At 68.6% G+C, this 22,159-nt stretch carries 17 protein-coding genes and 1 tRNA gene; 9 read left to right on the top strand and 9 right to left on the bottom strand.

Annotation, left to right across the window (positions count from 1 at the left end):
- Positions 1-53: 53 nt before the first annotated feature.
- Both FHR84_RS18270 and FHR84_RS18265 read right to left on the bottom strand, forming a co-directional pair.
- Positions 54-2,048 carry an acetoacetate--CoA ligase gene (locus FHR84_RS18270; protein WP_179536763.1) on the bottom strand — a complete coding sequence of 665 codons (1,995 nt, stop codon included), beginning with the start codon at positions 2,046-2,048 and terminating at the stop codon, positions 54-56.
- Positions 2,049-2,205: 157 nt separating this feature from the next.
- Positions 2,206-2,910, bottom strand: coding sequence for a dienelactone hydrolase family protein (locus FHR84_RS18265; protein ID WP_179536762.1), 705 nt, complete (start codon positions 2,908-2,910; stop codon positions 2,206-2,208).
- A gap of 384 nt (positions 2,911-3,294) precedes the next feature.
- Here FHR84_RS18265 and hisC point away from each other — a divergent pair, with 384 nt between their 5' ends.
- Positions 3,295-4,347 (top strand): histidinol-phosphate transaminase, encoded by a 1,053-nt coding sequence (gene hisC / locus FHR84_RS18260; RefSeq protein ID WP_179536761.1) that lies wholly within the window; start codon positions 3,295-3,297, stop codon positions 4,345-4,347.
- A 6-nt stretch (positions 4,348-4,353) separates the two neighbouring features.
- Here hisC and FHR84_RS18255 read toward each other — a convergent pair whose 3' ends face one another.
- The 6 genes from FHR84_RS18255 to FHR84_RS18230 all read right to left on the bottom strand — a co-directional run bounded on the left by FHR84_RS18255 (position 4,354) and on the right by FHR84_RS18230 (position 9,426).
- Positions 4,354-5,187, bottom strand: coding sequence for a hypothetical protein (locus tag FHR84_RS18255; protein ID WP_246300764.1), 834 nt, complete (start codon positions 5,185-5,187; stop codon positions 4,354-4,356).
- A 55-nt stretch (positions 5,188-5,242) separates the two neighbouring features.
- Positions 5,243-6,304 (bottom strand): RNA-guided endonuclease InsQ/TnpB family protein, encoded by a 1,062-nt coding sequence (locus FHR84_RS18250; RefSeq protein ID WP_246300763.1) that lies wholly within the window; start codon positions 6,302-6,304, stop codon positions 5,243-5,245.
- Positions 6,305-6,508: 204 nt separating this feature from the next.
- Positions 6,509-6,991: a hypothetical protein gene (locus FHR84_RS18245; RefSeq protein ID WP_343075322.1), complete on the bottom strand. Its 483-nt coding sequence runs from the start codon at positions 6,989-6,991 to the stop codon at positions 6,509-6,511.
- A gap of 73 nt (positions 6,992-7,064) precedes the next feature.
- The gene (locus FHR84_RS18240) at positions 7,065-7,904 is read right to left on the bottom strand and encodes a L,D-transpeptidase (protein ID WP_179536760.1); all 840 of its coding nucleotides are present in this window, start codon (positions 7,902-7,904) and stop codon (positions 7,065-7,067) included.
- A gap of 528 nt (positions 7,905-8,432) precedes the next feature.
- The gene (locus FHR84_RS18235; RefSeq protein ID WP_179536681.1) at positions 8,433-9,050 is read right to left on the bottom strand and encodes a hypothetical protein; all 618 of its coding nucleotides are present in this window, start codon (positions 9,048-9,050) and stop codon (positions 8,433-8,435) included.
- A gap of 291 nt (positions 9,051-9,341) precedes the next feature.
- A tRNA-Ser gene (locus FHR84_RS18230) sits at positions 9,342-9,426 on the bottom strand.
- Between the two features lie 213 nt (positions 9,427-9,639).
- Here FHR84_RS18230 and FHR84_RS18225 point away from each other — a divergent pair.
- Both FHR84_RS18225 and FHR84_RS18220 read left to right on the top strand, forming a co-directional pair.
- Positions 9,640-10,623, top strand: a complete 984-nt coding sequence (locus FHR84_RS18225; protein ID WP_179536759.1) for an ATP-binding cassette domain-containing protein — start codon at positions 9,640-9,642, stop codon at positions 10,621-10,623.
- Entirely contained in the window at positions 10,620-11,402 is a 783-nt protein-coding gene (locus tag FHR84_RS18220; RefSeq protein ID WP_179536758.1) for an ABC transporter permease, read from the top strand. The genes FHR84_RS18225 and FHR84_RS18220 overlap by 4 nt, the downstream gene beginning before the upstream one ends.
- Positions 11,403-11,780: 378 nt before the next feature.
- Here FHR84_RS18220 and FHR84_RS18215 read toward each other — a convergent pair whose 3' ends face one another.
- A complete protein-coding gene (locus FHR84_RS18215; protein ID WP_218863226.1) occupies positions 11,781-13,313 on the bottom strand; it encodes a M28 family metallopeptidase in 1,533 nt (510 codons plus the stop codon).
- Positions 13,314-13,599: 286 nt separating this feature from the next.
- On the opposite strand from FHR84_RS18215, the gene FHR84_RS18210 reads away from it, so the two are divergent.
- The 6 genes from FHR84_RS18210 to FHR84_RS18185 all read left to right on the top strand — a co-directional run bounded on the left by FHR84_RS18210 (position 13,600) and on the right by FHR84_RS18185 (position 21,990).
- Positions 13,600-14,580, top strand: a complete 981-nt coding sequence (locus FHR84_RS18210; RefSeq protein WP_179536756.1) for an NAD(P)H-quinone oxidoreductase — start codon at positions 13,600-13,602, stop codon at positions 14,578-14,580.
- A 386-nt stretch (positions 14,581-14,966) separates the two neighbouring features.
- Positions 14,967-15,548: a bacterial proteasome activator family protein gene (locus FHR84_RS18205; RefSeq protein WP_179536755.1), complete on the top strand. Its 582-nt coding sequence runs from the start codon at positions 14,967-14,969 to the stop codon at positions 15,546-15,548.
- A gap of 151 nt (positions 15,549-15,699) precedes the next feature.
- The gene (gene wzm, locus FHR84_RS18200) at positions 15,700-16,548 is read left to right on the top strand and encodes a galactan export ABC transporter permease subunit Wzm/RfbD (protein ID WP_179536754.1); all 849 of its coding nucleotides are present in this window, start codon (positions 15,700-15,702) and stop codon (positions 16,546-16,548) included.
- A gap of 17 nt (positions 16,549-16,565) precedes the next feature.
- Positions 16,566-17,393 carry a galactan export ABC transporter ATP-binding subunit Wzt/RfbE gene (gene wzt / locus FHR84_RS18195; RefSeq protein ID WP_179536753.1) on the top strand — a complete coding sequence of 276 codons (828 nt, stop codon included), beginning with the start codon at positions 16,566-16,568 and terminating at the stop codon, positions 17,391-17,393.
- A complete protein-coding gene (glfT1, locus tag FHR84_RS18190; RefSeq protein ID WP_179536752.1) occupies positions 17,393-18,322 on the top strand; it encodes a galactofuranosyltransferase GlfT1 in 930 nt (309 codons plus the stop codon). The genes wzt and glfT1 overlap by 1 nt, the downstream gene beginning before the upstream one ends.
- Positions 18,323-18,777: 455 nt before the next feature.
- Entirely contained in the window at positions 18,778-21,990 is a 3,213-nt protein-coding gene (locus FHR84_RS18185) for an arabinosyltransferase domain-containing protein (protein ID WP_246300762.1), read from the top strand.
- Positions 21,991-22,159 lie beyond the last annotated feature (169 nt).

Raw genomic sequence — 22,159 nt, 5'->3', positions numbered from 1 at the left:
GGGGGGTCACCTTTTGCGCACCAGCCCAGCCGGTGACCCGCCCATCCCCGGGATCAACCGGTTTCTTCGCCGCTCATGCGGATGAAGGGAGCCAAGGAGTCCGGGTTGCGCAAGGCGTCCATGCTCACCGCGCTCTCGGGAGCGGTTCCCGCGAGGATCTTCTTCACCGGAACCTCGAGCTTCTTCCCGTTCAAGGTGTGCGGCACCTCGTCCACCGGGACGAACCTGTTCGGCACGTGCCTGGGGGACAGCTCGTCGCGCAGCCCCTCCTTGAGCCGGGGGACCAGCGCGGACAGCTCCGCCCCTTCGGCCAGCACCAGGAAGCACAGCAGCTCCCCGTCCGTCTCCCCCGCCCCGGAGGTGTCGATGACCAACGAGTCGAGCACCTCGTCGAAGCCCTCGACCACGCGGTAGAACTCGGCCGTGCCCATCCGGATACCACCGCGATTGAGCGTGGAGTCGCTCCTCCCGTAGATCACCAGCGAACCGCGTTCGGTGACGCGCACCCAGTCCCCGTGCCGCCAGATGCCGGGGAACGCGTCGAAGTACGCCTCCAGCATCCTGCTGCCGTCGGGGTCGTTCCAGAAGTACACCGGCATACACGGCATCGGCTTGGTGAGCACCAGTTCACCGACCTCCTCGTGCAGCTCACCGCCCCGCTCCTCGTAGGCCGCCACGGAGGCTCCGAGCATCGGACAGGAGATCTCGCCCAGCCACACCGGAACATCGGGCGAAGCCCCCACGAAAGCGGTGCACAGGTCCGTGCCACCGGACACGCTCGCGATCTGCACGTCGCGCCCCACGGCATCGGCGATCCACCGGAACCCGTCCGCCGTGAGCGGGGCTCCGGTCGACCCCACGGTGCGCAGCGCGGACAGATCGTAATCCGTTCCCGGCGTCAGCCCGCGTTTGCGGCACGCCTGGATGAACGGCGCGGACGTGCCGAAGTAGTTCACCCCGTACCGCGCCACGATCTCCCAGAGACTGTGCGTGGCCGGGTACGTCGGGCTCCCGTCGTACAGCACCACGGTCGCACCGGTCAGCAAACCGCCGACGAGGAAGTTCCACATCATCCAGCCGGTGGTGGTGTACCAGAGGAACACGTCGCCCGGTCCGAGGTCGCAGTGCAGCCCGACGGCCTTGAGATGCTCCAGAACCATCCCGCCGTGCCCGTGGACGATCCCCTTCGGCAGTCCGGTGGTTCCGGAGGAGTACAGCACCCAGAGCGGGTGGTCGAAGGCGACTCGTTCGAAGGAGAGCTCGGCACCGGCATGTCGTTCGAGCATGTCGGACCAGTCCGTGGTTCCCGGCAACTCCGCGGCATCGTCGAGGTACTCGACCAGCACGGTGGCTTCCAGCCCGGGCAGCTGGTCCCCCAGCTGCCGGACCGTCCCGGTCACATCGAACCGACGCCCTCCGTACAGATACCCGTTCGTGGCGATCAGCACCTTCGGCTCGATCTGGACGAAACGATCGGCCACGGCACGCACCCCGAAATCCGGGGAGCAGGACGACCAGACGGCCCCGAGACTGGCGGTCGCGAGGAAGGCCACGAGCGTCTCCGGACTGTTGGGGGCCAGAGCGGCCACCCGGTCGCCCTGCCGCACGCCGAGTTCGACGAGACCGGCCCTGGCCGCGGCCACAGCGGCACGCAACCGACCGAAGGTGAACTCCTCGCCACGTCCGTCCTCCCGCACGAAGATCACGGCCGTGTCGTCCGCGTCCTTGCCGGGCCCGGCCGAGAGCGCGTGCTCGGCGTAATTCAGCCGCGCCCCCGGAAACCACTCCGCCCCCGGCATGGTCTCCGCGTTCAACACGCGCCGCCCACGATCGGAGAAGGACACACCGAAGAAGTCGGCCACCGCCGACCAGAACCCCTCCAGATCGTCGACCGACCACCGCCACAACGACCGGTAGTCGGGCAGGTCGAGTTCCCGCTGCTCACGCAGCCACCCCCGGAACCGAGCCATGCTGGTTTCGCTCACGCGCTCGGGCGAGGGCTGCCAGAGCAGTTCGGGCGTGCTGTCCGCGGAGGCGCTTGAAGTCATAACAGCTTCCTAACCCACTACCACCCGGTTGGGCTATAGGTAACGCCCGAGAGTTCGGAGTTCACGCCGGAGAGCTCCCGCCGGTGGTCCGTCGAGCCCCGTGAATCACGCCTCCCCGCGAGCGTCCACCGCGTGCGGTGGAGGTGGGGCCGGGGACTCACCTCAGGTGCAGGTCGAACCAGTTGCGCGCCCGCCGCCAAGCCTCCTCGGCCGATTCGGGATCGGTGTCGAAGCGGTGGTCCGTCCTCGGGTAGCGCACCACATCGGTGATCGCACCGGCTCCCGAAGCCGCCGAACGGAGCTTGTCGATCTCCTCCGGAGGTATGTGCGAGTCCATCTCGCCGTACATCCCCAGCCACGGGCAGCTGACCTCCTCCGCGATCTCGACCAGCGGGGGCAGCCCCGCGGAGAGCGGGGCGACGATCCCGCCGCCGCCCACGGTCACGGCAGCACCGAGTCTCCTGCTCGCGGCGACGACCAAAGCCGCGGTCCCGCCGATGTCGAACCCCATGATTCCCTGGCGATCACCGGAAACACCCCGATCCGCCAGCCAGACGAAGGCCGCGTCGGTATCGGCCAGCACGGACTCCCCGGAAAGCCCCCGAACCCGCTCGGCCACCCGCGGTGCCTCGGCGTCCGAATCGGGGTCCTCGGCCCCGTCCCCGTGGTAAAGATGTGGAGCCACCGTGAGCCAGCCCTCCTCCGCGAGGGCTGCCAGTATTATTCTTATCCGTTCGGTGACCCCTTTGTCCTCGTGCAGGACCACGAGCCCACCACGTACTACGTTTTCCGGTTCGGCGACGGTCAGTCGGAGTTGGGTGCCGTCGGTGAGCGCGATGGTGTCGGTCCTGGTTTCGATCATACTGCGAAGGGAACCATGCCGGGGTAAGCGCACGTCAACGCTGTGTGACGTAATGGAGTGACCGGACGGCGTGCGCAGCCGATTTTTCCTCCTTTCGGTCTAGTGACTCATAACAGAACTCCGCGTGGACGGCCGGTCGGCCGTCACGAGAGGCGGCGCCTCGGGAACGTCGCAGGACACCCGGAGCAGCGGCGACGGCGTGTCTCGGCGCCGGGGCGCCGAAGATCGCCAGCGAGCCGCCACGGCCGAACGGCACCACCGGGCCCGACGAAGTCCCACCGGGGAAAACCGGGAAAAACGGCGGTATTCCTGACGCGCCCGGCGGAGGGGATAGTCTCGGGTCGCGGCCGGAGAGGCCGTCGCGGAACGATCAAGGAGTGGTCAATGAGCGTGCGCGTCCGTGCCGACCTCGACAGCCTTCCCGCCTACGTGGCGGGCAGAACCGTGCCGGGTTCCACGAAACTGGCCAGCAACGAGGTCTCCCGGGGGCCGCTGCCGAGCGTGGTGGAGGCCATCACGCGCGCGGCGCACGAGGTGCACCGCTACCCCGATATGGCCGCGACCGAGCTCGTGGACGACCTGGCCGAACGCCTCGACGTGCCCGTCGAGCGGATCGCCGTAGGCTGCGGTTCCGTGGCGCTGTGCCAGCAGATCGTGCAGGCCATGTGCGTCCCGGGCGACGAGGTCGTTTTCCCGTGGCGCTCCTTCGAGGCCTACCCGATCCTGACGAGAGTCGCCGGGGCGAACGAGGTGCGGGTCCCGCTGACCGCGGAGAACGCCCTGGACCTGGACGCGCTGGCCGCGGCGATCACCGGCTCCACGCGCGTGGTCTTCGTCTGCACGCCCAACAATCCGACCGGAACGGCACTGCACGAGGACGAGTTGGTGGCGTTCCTCGACCGGGTTCCGTCCGATGTGCTCGTGGTTCTCGACGAGGCCTACCGGGAGTTCGTCGACGATCCGAAGGCACCCGACGGAGTGGAGCTCACACGCCGGTGGGACAACGTGGTGTCCCTGCGCACCTTCTCCAAGGCCTACGGCCTGGCCGGTCTGCGCGTCGGGTACGCGGTAGCACCTCCCGAGGTCGCCGAAGCGCTGCGCAAGGTCTACATCCCGTTCAGCGTCAACGCGGTCGCCCAGGCGGCGGCGGTGGCCTCGCTGGGAGCCCGCGAAGAGCTCGAACAGCGCTGCGCCGAAGTGATCGCGGAGCGGAAGCGGGTCGGGGACCGGCTGCTGGAACTCGGCTACCGAGTGCCGCCGACCCAGGCGAATTTCGTGTGGGTTCCCCTCGGGGAGCGGACCCGGGCCTTCAACGAGCACTGCCTGGAGAACCGCGTGGTGGTTCGCGCCTTCACCGGCGACGGGGCACGCGTCACGGTCGGCACTCCGCAAGAGAACGACGCCCTGCTCGAGGCGGCCGCTTCCTTCGCGGGCTGATTCCGCTCAACGCTCGGCCGTCTCCTCCACCGTGCTCCCGTGACCGGCTTCTTCGGCGGGGAGGGCGCCGTCCGTTCCGGGACCTCGCTCGCCCGCGGAGCGCGCGGACTTCCGCGTCGCGTCCTCCTCGTCCGGGAGGAGCCGCTCCTCCGTTCCGAGCTCCTCGGCGCCGGCCAGCCGCTGCTGGCCGCGCCTGCGGAAGAAGCGGAAACCGGGGATTCCCACGATGGCCCTGCGCACGTCGTACGAGACCTCCAGGAGTTCGTGGATCTCCGGGCCGACCCGGTCCAACGTGCGCAGGATCGGGAGGATGTCCGAAAGAACGTGTTCGGTCAGCACCGGCAACTCGTCGACCAGCCTGATGGCCGCGTCCACCTCCTTCTGCGAGAGCTCGTCGACGAACTTCTCCAGCATGGGGGCGGCCCGGTGCGCGGTGGGTTCGTAGACGGCGAGCAGCCCGTCCACCGTTCCGGTCGCGCGCTCGGCGCGTTCGACGGTCTCCTCCGCGCGGGCGGAGACGTTCTCGGCCTTGGAGACGACCGTGCCCGCCGAGGCCGAGATGTGCTCGGCCGCCGTCACCGCATCCTCGGCGGCACCGGCCACATCTCTGCTGTGCCGGACTATCCCTTCGGCCTCGTCCACCGTTCCCGAGACGCGTTCGACGAGTCCGTCCGCGCGTTCGACGATCTCACCGACCCGCTCGACCAGCCGCTCGGCCTCGTCGATCAGTCCGATCACCCTGCCGGGGACAGCGGCCGCTGATCCGGCGATGTTCACGGCGCGGCCCATGGTCGTCTTGGCCATCCCGGCGACCTCGCCCGGCGTTGGAATAGCGATCATCATGCGCCCACTGTGCCCGCTTGACGTCCTCACCGCCCTGGTGGGCGGTGATTTTCTACTGCGCCGGTGCGGCGCTTCGCTGGGTTCCTGCTTCGTCCCCGTCTGCCCCGGTGTGGGGTCTTACGTCGGGTCCACAGGCGTTTTGTCTCTCCGCCCGTCCAGCGGCGAGGATGTTGCGTGCTGCGTTGCGGTCGCGGTCGTGGGTCGCCCCACACGGGCAGGGCCAGGTGCGCACCGATAGCGGTTTGGTTCCGTCGACCCGGCCGCAGTCCGAGCAGGTCTGCGAGGTGGGTAGCCACCGGTCGATGATGACCAACTCGCGGCCATAGCGTGCGGCCTTTTCCTCCAGCAGCCGCCGGAACGTGCCCCAGCTGGCGTCGTGCACGGACTTGGCCAGTCGGGTGCGGGCCAGGCCGGACACGGCCAGGTCTTCCAGCACGATCGTTTGGTTCTCACGAACGATGCTGGTGGTGGCCTGGTGTAGCCAATCCTGCCGGGTGTCGGACACCTTCGCGTGGGCACGTGCGAGTTTCTTCCGTGCCTTGCGGCGGTTGTTCGAGCCGCGCTGCTTGCGGGACAGTGCCCGCTGAAGGCGTTTGAGTTCACGTTCGGCCCGGCGCAGGAAGCGCGGGTCGTCGATGACCCGTCCGTGCTGGTCGACGGCGAACGCCGACACCCCCAGATCCAGGCCGAGTTCTACGTCCTGGCCGTGTTCATCGACAGCGTCCGGCAGGGTTTCATCTCCTGCCTCGACCACGAAACTGGCGAAATACCGGTCGTCGGCGGTCTTGACCACGGTCACCGACGACGGAGCCGAGGGCAGGTCACGCGACCACGCGACGGGGACGGCGCCGATTTTGGAGACCCGTAGTTTCCCGGTGTCGAGCACGCGGAACCCGTCCGGCTGGAACCGGATGGCCTGCCGGTTGTCCTTGCGGGACTTGAACCGGGGCGCACCCACCTTCCTGCCCGCGCGTGCGCCTTTCAGCGAGTCGAAGAAATTCTTGTATGCCTGGTCGCAGTCGCGGACGGCCTGCTGCAACATGCTGTGCTGGGCGTTAGCCAGCCACGCGCGTTCCGGGGTTTTCTTGGCGTCGGTGATCAGCCGCTTTTGCAACTGCGTCCCGCTCGGGAACTTCTCCCCCGCCGCGTGGACACCAAAACGACCGGGCGTTGTGCCCGTCGAAAACGGGGCACAACGCCCGGTTCGCACGGGTGAGCACGGGGACCGGAGGTATCCGGGCGATCAGCGGAGCAGACCGGTCGCACCTGAGGTCGCTCCGGCAGCCCGCACCCACGAACCGCGTACTCCGCCGGGTCGTCAGCCGGTTACGGCCGCGTGCCCCTCGGGGCTCACCGGGGTGGGAGCGCTGGGCAGCTCCTCCTCGTCCTCATCACCCGGGTGCTGAGGCTTCTCGGGCTGCTTAGGCTCGTCCGGCTCACCCGGCTTCTCCGGCTTGTCCGGCTTGTCCGGCTTCTCGGGTTCATCCGGCTTATCCGGCTTGTCGGGCTCGTCCGGCTTCTCGGGCTCCTTCGGCTCATCGGGCTTGTCCCCGCCGGTCGAGGGGTGGTCCACCACAGGGGCGTTGACGCACTCCGCGGACTCCGGCGACAGGACCGAAGCGACGGCGCCGAGTACCGCGATGTCGTTTCCGCAGAGCTGGATCGGCGCGACACTGGCGTTGTTGCCGTTACCGACGTTGATCCCGTCGTTGTCGGCGCTGTCGGCGAAAGACGGAGTGCCCGCGAGCAGGAGACCCGCGGTCGCGGCCACGCTCCCCGCCAAGTATGTCTTCTTACCCACTCTTACACTTCCTTTGTCGGATACTTGCGGTTTTCCACTCGGCGAGTCACTCAGCGGCTCGCCATCCGCCCACTCAGCGCAGCCGGACAAGCGTTCCCAGCGGCAACGACCGCAACAAGGACAACGCGTCCGCTGGAACGCGGACACAGCCGTCGCTGCTCGCGGAACCGAAGACGCTCGGATCCGGCCAACCGTGCAACGCCACTGTCCCGGGACCGCCCCCGTAGGTCGTGAAGGTCTCGGAATGCGTGCCCAGCGGCAAAACGATCGGACTGTAGTCGTTCACCGTTTCCCGGATGGAGGCGAGGATGAAGGTACGTCCCTTCGGGGTCGGGCTTGCCTCCTTTCCCACACCGACCTCCCAGGAACCGATCTCGCGACCGTTTTCGAGCACCACCAGTCGGCGAGCGTCCACGTCGACGTTCACGACGTGTCGGGAACGCGCCTTGTGTACTTTGTCGCTCTCCGACCGGACCCAGCCGGTCGAACCGTTCGGCCGTGAAGGCAGCAGAACCCGCGCCCAATCACCGCGTTCGGCGACGATCGGGACCCAGGTGGGGGACTTGAACTGGTCGGCGGGCAATCGGGCGATCGCCTTGCCGCGCACCGAGTCGTACACCGCCGTGTCCTGCTCGACACGCAGCACCACACCGTCCGTCCCCTTTCGCGGAGCGGGGTCGGACGGCGCGTCGGGGGTAGTACCGAAGGTCGTCGCGTCCGGAAGCGCGGACAGGTCCACTGCGGGTGGAGCTGTGGATGGAGCGGCCGCGTCCACCGAAACCGGCTCGGACGAGGTGTCCGAACAACCGCCCAACAGCAGCACGAGGAGAACGGCGGGAATCGCCACCAGCCGACGTACCGGGGAAGGACCCCCGGAGACGGAACCGGGGAAGCCGATTCTCGCGAACTCCATCGAAAACGTCCTCGTTGCTGCGTCTGCCTTCGCGGTAAGCACCGATCCCCTCGCGAGCCGGGTCACCGACTCTCGAGTTCGACCCGTGACGGGAAACCGACCGGAAGAACGATCGGATTCCGAGCGAACATTAACCGATCACCACTCCCGAGCAACCGGGGACACGCCCACCTCACCCAACACCGAAGCCCCTCCCGGAAGCGTTCTTGACCAGCAAAAAAATCAACTCCCCGGAACGCGCGGAGATCAACAGGGAAAGTTTTTCGGGTAACCCACCGCAAAAATTCACCCTATCGAGCCATAAAACCTCACACCGCCGAATAGGTACCGAATTACTCACAAAAGTTCGACGGCGGACCGATTCTCACCCGTCCGAGCGAAAAACTGACCACTTCCAATCACACGGTGTCGTCCACGACGCTGCGGAACCAGCCGGAAACGCCTCCCCGGCACAGCACCGAGCGACGCGGACCCCCACGCCGTTTCCGGCTCCGCGCACCCCCCGGCAGCACCCGGGGAGCCGGAGGTTCAGGGGAGCAGCACCGGGTCGATCAACACCGCGGACTTGGCGCAGTCCCGCGGATTCGCGCGGACCGAGACCCGGAAGCCCGCACCGACGTCCGCGCGCAGCTCGGCCACCTCCCCGACCCGGACCGTCACGGGAGCCCCCACGGGCTCCCCGTCGACCCGCACCGCGAACGTGACCGGATCGCCGGAATCCGCGTAGTCGGTCAACCCCACCTCGGCGCGAAAAGTGCTCATGCCCCGGTCGATGTTGTAGCCGACGGCGTAACCGTCCGAGCAGCTGGTGTCCATCGTCAGCGCACGCGGGCGCTTCTCCTTGCCCACGGTGACCTCACCGCGTTCCCAGTACATCTCCCCGTCGTCCGGTTCGCGGTCGGCGAGATGGACCGTCTCCCCGGAGGTGGCCGGCTCCGAGTCCGGCGCCTCCTCCGCACTTCCGGAACCCCGCCGTCCGGGACTCCGCGTAACGGTTTCCGTCACCGTCGTCGACGTCGATCCCGCCGACGGCTCCTGCTGCTTCTGCTCGGCACGAGTCGTGAAGTAGACCGTGAAAGAACTGGTGACCAGCGTGACCAGAGCGGTGATGACCGCGGCGACGACGGCTCCGCGACGGCTGATCACGGCAGCCCGGACCGTGGCGTGCTCGTCGGCGCGCCCAGCACCCCGGCTACCACTGCTCCGAGACGGCCGGTACGTCGGCCGGCTCCCCTTCCGGAACCTCACGAACCGGAGAATACGTGGACCGGGGGCTCCCGTGTCCGGAATCGCGCAGAAATCCGGTTCTCGAGCGCGCGTTCACCACGACGGCACACGGCCGGAGGAACCGGCACGACCGGGCCCATCTCGACGAACAGCGGGAAAGCCCGGTGGTTCGTGCGCGCCACCGGACCAGTTCTCCCCTGATCACAACGGCGGAAGCGGCGGGATTCGAACCCGCGGGCCCTCTCGGACCGCTCGCTTTCAAGGCGAGTGCATTAGGCCGCTCTGCCACGCTTCCGGGGCCGTAGCGTAGCGGCCCGAGTCCAGCCGCACCAATGCCGGGGGCCGTGAGCGCGCGAACCGGCCACCTCCGCCTCCCCGGGAGGGCGAGCGCTCCGCGGCGGCTCCCCGGGCGCGAACCGGCGCGGGGGCGGAACCGACTTTCGGAGGCGGTGGGCGCACGTATACCTTCGACGGAGCGCACCTGCCACGTTCGCCGAGGGAGACGCCGGTGACAACTGCCGTCGACGTGGCCGATCTGGTGAAGCGCTACCCCAAGAGCAGGCACAACGCGGTGGACGGACTGAGCTTCCGGGTAAGGTGCGGTGAGATCTTCGGGCTGCTCGGCCCCAACGGAGCGGGCAAGACCACGACGGTGGGGGTGCTGACCACGCGGATCGTGCCCACCTCGGGCAAGGTCGAGATCGGCGGGGTCGACGTCGGCCGCGATCCGGTCGCGGCCAAGACCAAGGTGGCGGTCGTGCCCCAGCGGGTCAACCTCGACCGCTCCCTGAACGCGCGGCAGAACCTGCTGTTCCACGCCACCTACCACGGGGTGGGACGCTCCGCGCGGCACGCGCTCGCCGACGAGCTGCTCGACCGGATGGGACTGGCAGGCAAGGCCAGGGCCCGGGTGGACGACCTCTCCGGCGGGCAGTCCCAGCGCCTGATGATCGCCAGGGCGCTGATCCACCGCCCCGAGGTCCTCTTCCTCGACGAACCGTCCACCGGACTGGATCCGCAGGCCAGGCTGTTCCTGCACGACAGGATCGAAGACCTGCGCTCCGAAGGCATCACCGTCGTGCTGACCACCCACGACATGGACGAGGCGGAGAAGCTCTCGGACCGGGTGGGCATCGTCGACCACGGGAGGATGCTCACCGTGGACACCCCGTCCGAACTGATCAGATCGCTGCCCGGAAGCGGGACCATGGACGTCACGATCCGCACGAACGGCCTCACCCCCGAGGCGGCAGGCGGCACGCTCGCGGAGATCCCCGGAGTCCAGCGCGTCGAACGTATCGGGCGCCCGAGCGGCGAAGGCGGGGCGGCCGAGACCAGGCTGCGCCTGTACGTCGCCGGGGAGACGACCGAACTGCTCGGGCCCGTGGCGGCCCGGCTGCACGAACGGACCGTGACCGTCACCGACCTCGCTCTCGGCTCGGCGACTCTGGAGGACGTTTTCATCGATCTGACGGGCAGGGACATGCGGTGAGCACGACGACGACATCCCTCCGCGCGTTCACGGCCGTGCTGGGGCGGGACGTGTTCGTCACCGGACGCGAACTCCCGAGCTTTCTGGCCCAGGTCCTGGTGCAGCCGGTGGCGCTGCTGTTCGTATTCGGCAAGGTCCTGGGCCAGCTCGGCTACACCCAGCCCGGCTACGCCCAGATCCTGCTTCCCGGGATGATCGCGCTCAACGCGTTCCTGGTGGCGCTGCAGAACACCTCCTTCCCGCTCGTGCTGGACTTCTCCTACTCGCGGGAGATCGAGGACAGACTGCTCGCGCCGCTGCCGATCAGCTGGGTGGCCGTGGAGAAGATGCTGTTCGGGGCGCTGCGCGGCCTGTTCGCCGCCCTGCTCATGTTCCCGATCGGCCTGCTGATGCTGGGCCGGGTCAGCTGGGACCTGTCCGGCCTTCCCTTCGCCGTGCTGTGCATGGTGCTGGGATCGCTCGCGGGCGGGACCGTCGGGCTGACCGTCGGGGCGGCCGTGCCGCCCCGCAGGATCAACATCATGTTCGCCGTGATCCTGGCTCCGCTCATCTTCACCGGAGCCAGCCAGTTCCCCTGGGCGCAGCTCCACGATCTGCGCTGGTTCCAGATCGTGTGCGCCTTCAACCCGTTGACCTACGTCAGCGAGGGCATGCGGGGCGCCCTGCTGCCGGAGGTTCCGCACATGGCCCCGTGGGTCTGCGTGCTGGCCCTGCTGCTGGCCTGCTTGATCTTCGGGGCGGCCGGAATCAAGTTCTTCCTGCGGCGCGCCCTGGACTGAGCAGGCCGTTCCGCTCCCCGTCGTAGGTGGCTTCTTAGCCGTCACGTGAGCCGGCGCCTTGCTGCGTTGGGCCGCTCTTGAGTAGCCACCACGCGGCGAGCGGCCCCGCCTGGCAATGCATCCGACTCACGCACCGGAGCTTCTCGTCCTGCGCAGGCTGAAGCACCCACGACGAACGAACCCCTTTGCCGGAAGTTCCCAACGGGGTTTCGGCGGGTCGGGTTGCTCGGGCGGCGGAGGGCGGCTGCGCCGAAAAAGCCACGGGGTGGGACGCGAGGCGCCCCACCTCGTGGCCGTCGTTCACCGAGCCGCGCGGCTCGGTTCCCGCCCGCTCCGCCACTTCAGCGGAAGGGCGGGATCACTTCGACGAGAACCGGGTCACTTCAGCGGAAGCTGGCAGGAGTGCCCGTGCGACTCCCGCGCGTCGTGCAGCCCCATCGGTTCGGCCATGGCCGCGCGGCGCAGCTCGGCCCGCTGCTCCCGGCTCTGCATACCGTTGACCTCCTCGGTGGTCCGCGCGTAGTGCCCCACGACCTCGGACATCGCCCGCGTGTTGCGGATCAGCGCCCGGCGGTCGACGTTGTCGAGGTCGTCACCGGCCGCGTGGTAGTTGGGGTCGTAGGCCACACCGGCCTCACCGCCCCACTTCGCGGCCTGCTTCTCGGTCTTGACGCCCTCGGCTCCGGTGAACAGCCCGCCCGCGGGGATGCCCTCGGCGATGAACTGGCCGTAGTCGGAACGACCGTTGAAGTCGGTGCCCTCGATCTCGACTCCCTGGCGCTTCATCGCCTCGGTGAAGTCCTGCTCGATCTGCGCCGATCCGTGCGGCCCCGGCCCGGCGCCGACACCGTCCGAGTCGTCCCCGTCGTAGCTGAAGTAACCGGCGTTCGGCGAACCGATCATGTCGAAGTTCAGGTACATCGCGATGTCGAGCTGCTGCTGGAAGCTCAGCCCGTTGACGTACTCGGTGGAACCGATCAGGCCGGACTCCTCGGCGCCCCACCAGGCGAACCGGACCGCGTTGTTCACGTCGGGCTCGCCGCCCAGCTCCAGCGCGGTTTCCAGCAGCCCGGCGCTGCCGGTGCCGTTGTCGTTGATCCCCGCGCCCACGTCCACGCTGTCCAGGTGCGCACCGGCCATGACGACGTTGTCCTCGCGTCCGGTGCGGGTTTCGGCGATCACGTTCTCGGTGGTGATCTCGTCGAAGTTCGCCCGCAGGTCCAGTTTCGCGGTGGTACCCGCCTGGTCGACCAGCTCGGCGCCGGTCCGCTCGTCGACGCCGACCGTGGGGATGACCCCGGCGTCGGCTCCGCCCAGCGTGCCGTTGACCGGGCCCTCGGCGTTGTTGTAGATGATCGCCGCGTCGGCGCCCTGCTCGGAGGCGATGCGCTGCTTCGCGGCGAAGGTGCAGGCACCGCGCTTGATCAGCGTGATCTTGCCGGTCACGTCGGTGCCGTCGTAGTCGGAGGCCTGGCAACCGGTGGAATCGTCGACCGGAGTCACCGCCAGCGGGGCCTGGATCCCGTTCTCCGGTGTGGCGGGGGAGTACTCCAGTGCGTCCGCCTCGACCGCGTCACCGGCGACCTCGAGGGATATCGAGTCGAGCTCGTACTTGGTGTATTCGAATTCCGGGGTGGACACCTCGTACCCGGCTCGGCGGAGAGCCCCGGAAACGTAGTCCACACTGGCCTGGTATCCGGGTGTTCCCGAGGCCCGCGTCCCGTCGTTGCGGTCTGCGATGCGTTGCAGGGCGACCAGGTGCCGGTTCACGTCGTTGACGGTGGGGCCGCCTCGGGCACCAGTGTTGTGCTGCGGCAGGGCGGTGGCGGGCACGGCCGCTGCCGCCGCGACGGCACCGGCCGCGAACAGCGCCGGAACCAGTCGTCCTGATCGGAGTTTTCGCACTCTCATCATGCTCCCCGGATCGGGTGGTATGTGTTGAACAAGAGTCCATAAGGAATCCCCGGTCGAGTCAAGGCTCCACCTCCGGCGAACGGACACCGAAAGGCGCGGGACGGTTCGCTTCGGCACTGCCCACCGGGCTTCGGGAGGACATTTCCCGTTTTTCCCGCGAAAAAGCACGAAACAATATCGAAACGATACGATCACACGGAATTCTCGAGCACGGACTTCCGACACGCCGAGCCGCGAGCACCGCTTCGTACGACGAGGCGCTTCACGGCGCTACGGTCGGGGCATGCACGCGATCACGATCCGCGAACCCGGCGGCCCCGAGGTACTGGAATGGCGCGAGTGGACCTCCCCCGAGCCCGGCCCGGGGGAGGTCGCCGTCGACGTGGCGGCGGCGGGGATCAACCGGGCCGACCTGTCCCAGCGTCAGGGGGTGTACCCACCGCCCGCCGGAGCGAGCGAACTGCCCGGCCTGGAGTGTTCCGGGACCGTCGCCGAGCTCGGCAGGGGAGTCACCGGCTGGGAGGTCGGTGACCCGGTGTGCGCCCTGCTCGCCGGAGGCGGATACGCCGAGAGGGTGGTCGTGCCCGCCACCCAGCTGCTGCCCGTCCCCGTGGGCGTGAGCACTGTGGACGCGGCGGCGCTGCCCGAAGTCGTCTGCACCGTTTGGTCGAACGTCGTGCGGGAGGCGGGGCTGTCCCCCGAGCAGGTCCTGCTGGTGCACGGCGGGTCGGGCGGCATCGGAACCTGTGCGATCCAGATCGGCCGCGCGCTGGGCGCCAGGGTCGCCGCCACGGCGGGTTCGGAGGCCGCGCTGAACCTGTGCGCGGAGCTCGGAGCCGAGAAGACGGTCAACTACCGCGACGGCGACTTCGTCTCCGAGGTCAAGGAGATGGGCGGGGCCGATGTGGTCCTGGACAACATGGGCGCCTCCTACCTGGACCGCAATCTCAGCGCGCTGGCCCCGGACGGCCACCTGGCCGTGATCGGACTGCAGGGAGGCAGGCACGCCGAGCTGGACATGGGCAAGATGCTGGTCAAACGGATACGCATGTCGGTGCTCGGGCTGCGCGGGCGTCCCCTGGACGGCCCGAACGGCAAGGCCGACATCGTGGCCGACGTGCGGCAGCGCGCCTGGCCGATGGTGGAGCGCGGCGAGCTGCGCCCCCTGGTGCACAGCAGGTTCCCCATGCCCGAGGCGGCCCGCGCCCACGAGCTGCTGGAAGGCGGCGGAGTCCACGGCAAGGTGCTATTGGAGGCTCGCTGAGAGAGTCGCCCGGTTGTCGTAGGTGGTCGCTTGGCGGAACCTCTCGCGGGCTCTCGCTGCGGCGAGGCCCGACAGAGTTCTCAGGATGGAGGCTCGGGCCGGTTCCCCTGCGGCACAGCTGCGCCGCCCCGGGCAGGAGCTCCCAACGCGAGGCTCCCGTTCGACGCAGGTGCTCTGAGCCCAGGCAGTCGGCACCGCCGCGGGTTCTCAGTCGAGTGCCCGGCGAGGACGGACCCGACGTTGTGTAGTCGCTACCCGATGTCGGGGCACCCGCAGCCGGGCGCCGACTGAGGTTCCGCCACGCAACCATCCACGCAACCCGACCCGCCGCCCCTCGCACGGCACCGCCGAAAACCAGCGCCTGACCGACCGGTCACCATTGGGGGATGCACGGCAAGGACATCGACCCCGGACGGATGTTCGTGGTCGGCGACGAGAGCACACCGGTCGGCGCCGGGGCGGTCCCCCGCACGGGAGACGAGTCCTCCACCGCCGAGGCCGCCGCGGAGGTCGCGGGCGAACACTCGAACAGTGATCAGGATCTCGGTGAGCTCGTCGAGCAGCCCACCAAGGTGATGCGCATCGGGACGATGATCAAGCAGCTGCTCGAGGAAGTGCGTTCGGCCCCGCTCGACGAGGCCAGCCGCAACAGGCTCAAGGAGATCCACCGGTCCTCCGTGCGCGAGCTCGAGCAGGGGCTGGCCCCGGAGCTGATCGAGGAGCTGGAGCGGCTGTCCCTGCCCTTCACCGGGGAGGAGACGCCCTCCGACTCCGAACTGCGCATCGCGCAGGCCCAGCTCGTCGGCTGGCTGGAGGGGCTCTTCCACGGCCTGCAGACCGCCCTGTACGCCCAGCAGCTCGCCGCACGGACCCAGCTGGAGAACATGCGGCAGGGAGCCCTGCCCGCGGGTGAGGAGGAGGACACCGGCCAGTCCGGGTACGGAGGTTCGCCGGGGCAGTACCTCTGAGACCTTTCGGTCGAGTCCCCGCCGGGACGCAGCCTGTGCGGTGCGAGCACCGCACTCGACCCGTTTCACTCTTTCGGACGAATCGGGCGGGTGGTCACCGGAGGCGAATCCCGCGGCAAGTACACACACCCCGATCGGTACTCTGCACAGTGTGCAGGCGAGCAGCACGGTAGACCGACCCGCCGCGCCACCGGAAGTGTCCTCCCGGAGCTGGCGCAAGGCGTTCAACGACATTACCGAGGGCACCAAGCAGCGGCAGCTCTGGGCGCACCTGGGCTGGCAGGACATCAAGCAGCGCTACCGGCGCTCGGTGATAGGCCCGCTGTGGATCACCATCAGCATGGGCATGACCGTCACCGCCCTCGGTATTCTGTACGCGAAGCTTTTCGGACAGGATCTCGCCACACACCTGCCCTACGTGGCGGTCGGCTTCATCGTGTGGGGCTTCATATCCGGGTGCCTGACGGACGGCACCGAGGTCTTCATCCAGAACGAAGGTCTGATGAAGCACCTGCCCGCACCGTTGAGCGTGCACATACTGCGACTGACCTGGCGCCAGACGCTGCTGTTCGGCCACAACATGGTCATCTACTTCATCGTGCTGGCCATCATGCGGATGCCGATCAACCTCAGCGTGGTCCTGGCGATACCCGCGATCGTGTTGATGGTCGCGAACGGAGCCTGGGTCGCCACCCTGTTCGGAATCATCAGCACCCGCTTCCGGGACATCCCCCCGGTGATCGGCAGCCTGATGCAGCTGATCTTCTTCATGACCCCGATCGTGTGGAACGCGGAGATCCTCGAAGAGCGCGGCGGCAGCCTGAGCCTGGCCAAGATCAACCCGCTGTACCACTACATCGAGGTCATCAGGGACCCGCTGCTCGGTTCGGACATCGTGTTGACCAATTGGATCGTGGTCGGCGGTATTACCGTGGTCGGATGGATACTCGCACTACTCGTTCTGCGTAACTACCGGGCACGCGTCACCTACTGGATCTGATCGGGAGCCAGCCAAAAATGGTCAGCATCGATGTGTGGAACGCAGCAGTCGACTTCCCGATCTTCGACGCGAAGTCGCGCTCGCTGAAGAAGAAGGTACTCGGCAAAACCGGCGGTCAGATCGGCACCGACGCCAAGGTGCCGATCATCGAGGCTCTGCACGACATCAACATCTCGATACGCCACGGAGAGCGCGTCGCCCTCATCGGACACAACGGCGCGGGCAAGTCCACCCTGCTGCGGGTGCTCTCGGGCATCTACGAGCCGACCAGGGGCAGCGCGCGCATCGAGGGCAAGGTCGCCCCGGTGTTCGACCTCGGCGTGGGGATGGACCCGGAGATATCCGGGCGCGAGAACATCATCATCCGCGGCCTCTTCCTCGGCATGACCCGCAGGCAGATGGAAAAGCGCATCGACGACATCGCCGACTTCTCCGACCTCGGGCGTTATCTGGAGATGCCGCTGCGCACCTACTCCACCGGCATGCGGGTGCGGCTGGCGCTCGGCGTGGTCACCTCGATCGACCCCGAGATCCTGCTGCTCGACGAAGGGATCGGGGCGGTCGACGCCGAGTTCCTCGAGAAGGCCAAGAGCAGGCTCAACGAACTGGTCAAGCGCTCCGGGATGCTGGTGTTCGCCTCGCACTCCGACGAGTTCCTCGCCGAGCTGTGCAGTTCCGCCGTCTGGATGGAGAAGGGCCAGATCAAGGAGCAGGGGCCGCTGCGCGAGGTGCTGACGCACTACAAGGGCAAGGACCCCTTCGAGAACCTCAGCCCGCGCGCGCTGGCGCGGATGCAGGACGACGAATCCGACCCGACCGCCACCATCGGGAGCAACGAGGGCTGATGACGGCATCCGAACAACCCGCGCGGCTGCCCCCCGGAGCGGTGGTGACGGTGATCGTCACCAGGAACCGCGCGGAACAGCTGGCCGAGTCGCTGAAGGTCATCGCGAACCAGACCCGCCTACCCGACCACCTGGTCGTGGTGGACAACGGCCCGGAGCAGCCCGCTTCCGCGGTGGTGGACGAGTGCCCGATCCCGTCCACCTACCTCCCCTCCAGCCGCAACCTCGGCGGAGCGGGCGGGTTCGCCCTGGGGATGCTGCACGCGCTGGCCCTGGGCGCCGAATGGGTCTGGCTCGGCGACGACGACGGCAGGCCCGCCGACGACCACGCGCTGCGGATCCTGCTGGACGAGGCGGAGACCCGCGGGCTGGCCGCGGTCTCGCCGGTCGTGGTCGACATCGAGCGTCCGGACACGCTCGCCTTCCCGCTGCGGCGCGGTCTGACCTGGAAACGTCACCCCGAGCAGCTGCGCGACGGCGGGTCCGACGAGGAGTTCCTCGGCGGGATCGCCTCGCTGTTCAACGGGGCGCTGTTCCGCGCCGCGACGCTGGACGTGGTCGGGGTCCCGGACTACCGGCTCTTCTTCCGCGGTGACGAGGTGGAGGTGCACCGCAGGCTCGTGCGTTCCGGGCTCCCGTTCGGAACGACACTGCGCACGCGTTTTCTGCACCCGAACGGCTCCGCGGAGTTCAAGCCGATGCTCGGTGGGAGGTTCCACGCCCAGGACCCCGAGGACGCCACCAAGCGCTACTACACCTACCGCAACCGCGGCTACCTGCTCGCCCAGCCGGGGATGCGCAGGATCGGAGCTCTCGAGGTGATCCGGTTCGGACTCTACTTCGTGGGACAGCGCAGAAGCCCGCGAACCTTCCTCGAATGGTTGCGGCTGCTCCGGCTGGGCCGCCGGGAGCGCTTCTTCCGGCGGTGAGCCGCGCACGGAAGCGACGAAGAGTCCCGGGCGGGCCCGAGGACGGCCGGTGTGGCGTGTTTCGGCGCCGGGAGCGCCGGAAGAAGGGCCCCGAACCGGCCAACAGCTCGACCGCGGAGCACCGGTCGGCTCCGCGCGGGACTCCACGCTGATCGACGAATCGGACCTCAAGGACGATTCTCCCGTTTTCGCGCCGTTCGCGGCGCCGGAATTCCGGCTCACCCCTCAACGGAACGTGTCCGGATCCACAGCCCGGTGGTACCGAGGATCAGTCCCACCGAAGCGGCTACTATTCTCCACACGTGCTTAACGTCGGGCGGGAAGAAGGCGAGCGGCCAGATCCGGGGGGCAATCCCGACAAAAACGGTGGCCGTGAGGAACCTTCGCACACCAGAGCGTCGAAACGTCTCCGAATCGTCGCCGCCGTGCTGGGAATAGCCGGCACCATACTGTCGTTGTCGGTCCCGTTTCTGCCCGTGCAGCACGACATAACGAGTCTGCGGTGGCCAACGGCGCAGGGAACCGAATCGGTGTCGGCCCCACTGGTGATCTACTCACCGGTGGACCTGAACTTCACCGCGTCGTGCGCCTCCGCGCGGAGCCTGGACGACAGGACCGACGGGGCGGCGACGCTGCTCAGCACCAACCCCCCCTCCTCCGAGTACAGCAACCTGACGGGAATGGTGCTGCGGGTCGAGGACGGGACGCTGACCCTGCTGTCCAAGGGGCGCCAGCTCGGTACGGCCTCACTGCCCAGCGGTGGGGAATGCACCATCTCGGTCAGGTCCGACGCCTCCCGGACGGTGGCCAAGGTCGGGGACCAGACGCTGGCCAGCGTGCACGACCAGGACCGCAGGCCCCAGCTGACGGGGATCTTCTCGCAGCTGGACGACCAGCAGGACCCGATGGACGGGGTCTCCTTCCAGGCGCAGGTCGACACCCGCTGGTCCACGACCATCACGGCGCTCAAGCTCACGGTCATCGGTCTCGCGGTGCTGTGCTTCATCGGCTGCGTCATCGTGCTGCGCAAGTTCGACGCGCGCGCCGGACGCAAAGCGCCGCGCCTGGTGCCCAGTGGCTGGTGGAAACCGACCTGGCGGGACGTCTCGGTGTTCTCCGCCCTGGTGATCTGGTGGCTGTTCGGGGCGATGACCTCGGACGACGGCTACATCCTCTCGATAGCCAGATCCAGGGACAGCGCGGGCTACATCAGCAACTACTACCGCTGGTTCGGGGCCCCCGAGTCCCCGTTCGGCTGGTTCTACGAGCTCTACTCCCAGTGGGTGCAGATCTCCACCGCGACACCGTGGGTGCGGCTGCCCGCCCTGCTCATGGGGATCGTCAGCTGGCTGCTGATCAGCCGCGAGGTGCTCCCCCGCCTCGGCCAGCAGGTGCGGCGCAGCCGGGCCGCGGGCTGGGCGGCCGCCGCCGTGTTCCTCGCCTTCTGGCTGCCCTACAACAACGGGCTGCGGCCGGAACCGGTCGTCGTGTTGTTCTCGCTGCTGGCCCTGGCCTCCGTCGAGCGCGCCGTGGCCACGCGACGGCTGCTGCCCGCCGCTGTGGGGCTGTTCGGCGCCGCCCTGGCCCTCGGCGCCAACCCGCACGGGCTGATCGCCGTGCTGCCCTACGTCGTCGCGCTGAAGCCGCTGCTGCGGTTGCTGAGCCAGCGGATCCGGGAGTTCGGCTGGGCGCCGGTGCTCGCACCGATCTCGGCCTGCGGCTTCCTCATCCTCAACATCGTCTACTGGGACCAGACCTGGCAGTCGGTGCTCGAGTCGACGCAGCTGCGCGGTGACATCGGCCCGAGCCTGAGCTGGTACCAGGAGCTGAGCCGCTACTCGCTGCTGTTCAGCCAGTCGGCCGACGGGTCGCTGACCAGGCGCTTCCCCGTGATGCTCGTGATCCTGTGCCTGATCACCTGCGTCGTGGTCCTGCTGCGGCGGGGCCGGATCCGCGGTGCCGCGCTGGGGCCGAGCCGCAGGCTGCTCGGGCTCACGGCGCTGTCGTTCTTCGTGCTCATGCTCACCCCGACGAAGTGGACGCACCACTTCGGCGTGTTCGCGGCCGTGGGTGGTGCGCTCGCCGCGCTCACCGCGCTGGCGACGAGCAGCACCGTGCTGCGCTCCCGGCGCAACCGCGCCGCCTTCTTCGCGGGGCTGATGCTGATCTGCGCGTTCGCGGCCACCGGCCCGAACGCCTGGTGGTACGTCTCCGGCTGGGGCGTTCCCTGGTACGACAAGCCGCCCTCGCTGGCGGGGTACGAGGCCAGCACCGTGCTGCTGGTGATCGCGGGGATAGCTCTCGTGGTCACGTTCATCGAGCACCTGCGCATCGACGAGCACCGTCCGCACGTGATCACCCCGCCCAAGCTCGACCGCAACGGCCGGACCGGGCTCGAGGGCCGCAGCCGGGCGTTGCGGCTGGGGACCGCTCCGCTCTCGGTGATCTGCGCCTTACTGGTACTCGGCGAGGTCGCCACCTTCGGAAAGGTCGTCCAGGAGCAGTGGGGCAGCTACAGCCTCAGCTGGGACTCGGTCCGGCAGCTGGCCGGCAAGAGCTGCGGGCTCTCGGACTACATCTACGTGGAGAAGGACCCGCTCGCGGGCATGCTGTCGGTCTCCGAGAACCAACCGAGCAACCCCGAGCCGGACACGGAGGTTCCCGACCGGCTCTCCGAGAAGGAGACGCCGCGGGAGTACCTCGGCGCGAAGATGGAGGGGTACCGGCACAACGGGGTTCCTCCCGAGGAGGGCAACGGCCAGTCCGACACCGACTGGCAGCCGCCGTACGGACTCGGCACCGAGAACGCCCCGGTCTGGGGCAGCTACGACGAGCGCCACATGGGCACCGGCGAGCTGCGCACCCAGTGGTACGACCTGCCCGAGCGCGCCCGCAACGGCGAAGTCCCGATCGTGCTGGCGCTCGCGGGCAGCGTGACCGGGGCCAACAGCCTGTTCGTCGAGTTCGGCAAGCAGACCGACGAGGGCTTCAAGGTGATGGACCGCAGGCCCGTCTTCGCCAGCCCCATCCAGAAGTGGCGGGACGCGCGGATCAGCGTCGACGCCAAGGCCGAAGGGGCCGAGCAGGCACGCGTGGTCGCGATCGATCAGACCCTCGGCGAGGACGGCTGGCTGGCCGTGAGCGGGCCACGGGCGCCCCAGCTGACGAACATGACCCAGTTCATCGGCGACACTCCCACGTTCGTGGAGTGGACGGCCGCGTTCCAGCACCCCTGCCTGCGGCTTCCCGAGATCAGCCACGGGATCGCCGAGGTGCCGCGCTTCCGGGTCGCGGCCGGCGGTGCGCTGAACTCGGTCGGGCAGAGCTGGTCCTCCCCCGACGCGGGTGGTCCGTTCGGCTGGATGAGCCTGACCACCAGCATGCGGGAGTTGCCGACGTACCTGCGGGGCAACATCCACCGGGACTGGGGCACGCTCTACGCGGTCGACCCGTACGCGCCCGAGGCGTTGCCCGCGCAGGCGGCGATGCACATCGAGCACGAGACGCACTGGGGCACCTGGACCCCGGGACCGTTGAGCAGGCAGGTTCAGCTGCCCGGTGACGTGCCGAGTTCCGACGACCGCAACGACACCTCGCAGCGCGGCGGTTCGGGCGGTGACGACATCGGCTTCATGGACGGGTCCGACAACCAGCGCGGGGCCAACTGAGCGCGCCCCGCGGTCCGGCCCCGGCGAGCAGCCTGCCGGGGCCGGAATCGCGGCTCGGTGGGACGGCGTTCCGGCCGTTCGCACCGGGTCACCCGCCCGGGAGCGCGCCAGCTCGCCGGGTGGGTCCCCGGCCGCCGGGGCAGCCGGAACGGTGCACGGCTGTGCACTG

It is taken from the genome of Actinopolyspora biskrensis, from assembly GCF_013408175.1.
Taxonomy (GTDB): domain Bacteria; phylum Actinomycetota; class Actinomycetes; order Mycobacteriales; family Pseudonocardiaceae; genus Actinopolyspora; species Actinopolyspora biskrensis.
This window is presented reverse-complemented; position numbering and strand designations above follow the sequence as displayed.

Coding starts and splice junctions, on each gene's coding strand:
- hisC (WP_179536761.1), top strand. CDS start 3,295: ATGAGCGTGCGCGTCCGTGCCGACCTCGACAGCCTTCCCGCCTACGTG.
- FHR84_RS18270 (WP_179536763.1), bottom strand. CDS start 2,048: ATGACTTCAAGCGCCTCCGCGGACAGCACGCCCGAACTGCTCTGGCAG.
- FHR84_RS18240 (WP_179536760.1), bottom strand. CDS start 7,904: ATGGAGTTCGCGAGAATCGGCTTCCCCGGTTCCGTCTCCGGGGGTCCT.
- FHR84_RS18205 (WP_179536755.1), top strand. CDS start 14,967: ATGCACGGCAAGGACATCGACCCCGGACGGATGTTCGTGGTCGGCGAC.
- FHR84_RS18255 (WP_246300764.1), bottom strand. CDS start 5,187: ATGATCGCTATTCCAACGCCGGGCGAGGTCGCCGGGATGGCCAAGACG.
- wzt (WP_179536753.1), top strand. CDS start 16,566: ATGGTCAGCATCGATGTGTGGAACGCAGCAGTCGACTTCCCGATCTTC.
- FHR84_RS18215 (WP_218863226.1), bottom strand. CDS start 13,313: ATGAGAGTGCGAAAACTCCGATCAGGACGACTGGTTCCGGCGCTGTTC.
- FHR84_RS18265 (WP_179536762.1), bottom strand. CDS start 2,910: ATGATCGAAACCAGGACCGACACCATCGCGCTCACCGACGGCACCCAA.
- glfT1 (WP_179536752.1), top strand. CDS start 17,393: ATGACGGCATCCGAACAACCCGCGCGGCTGCCCCCCGGAGCGGTGGTG.
- FHR84_RS18210 (WP_179536756.1), top strand. CDS start 13,600: ATGCACGCGATCACGATCCGCGAACCCGGCGGCCCCGAGGTACTGGAA.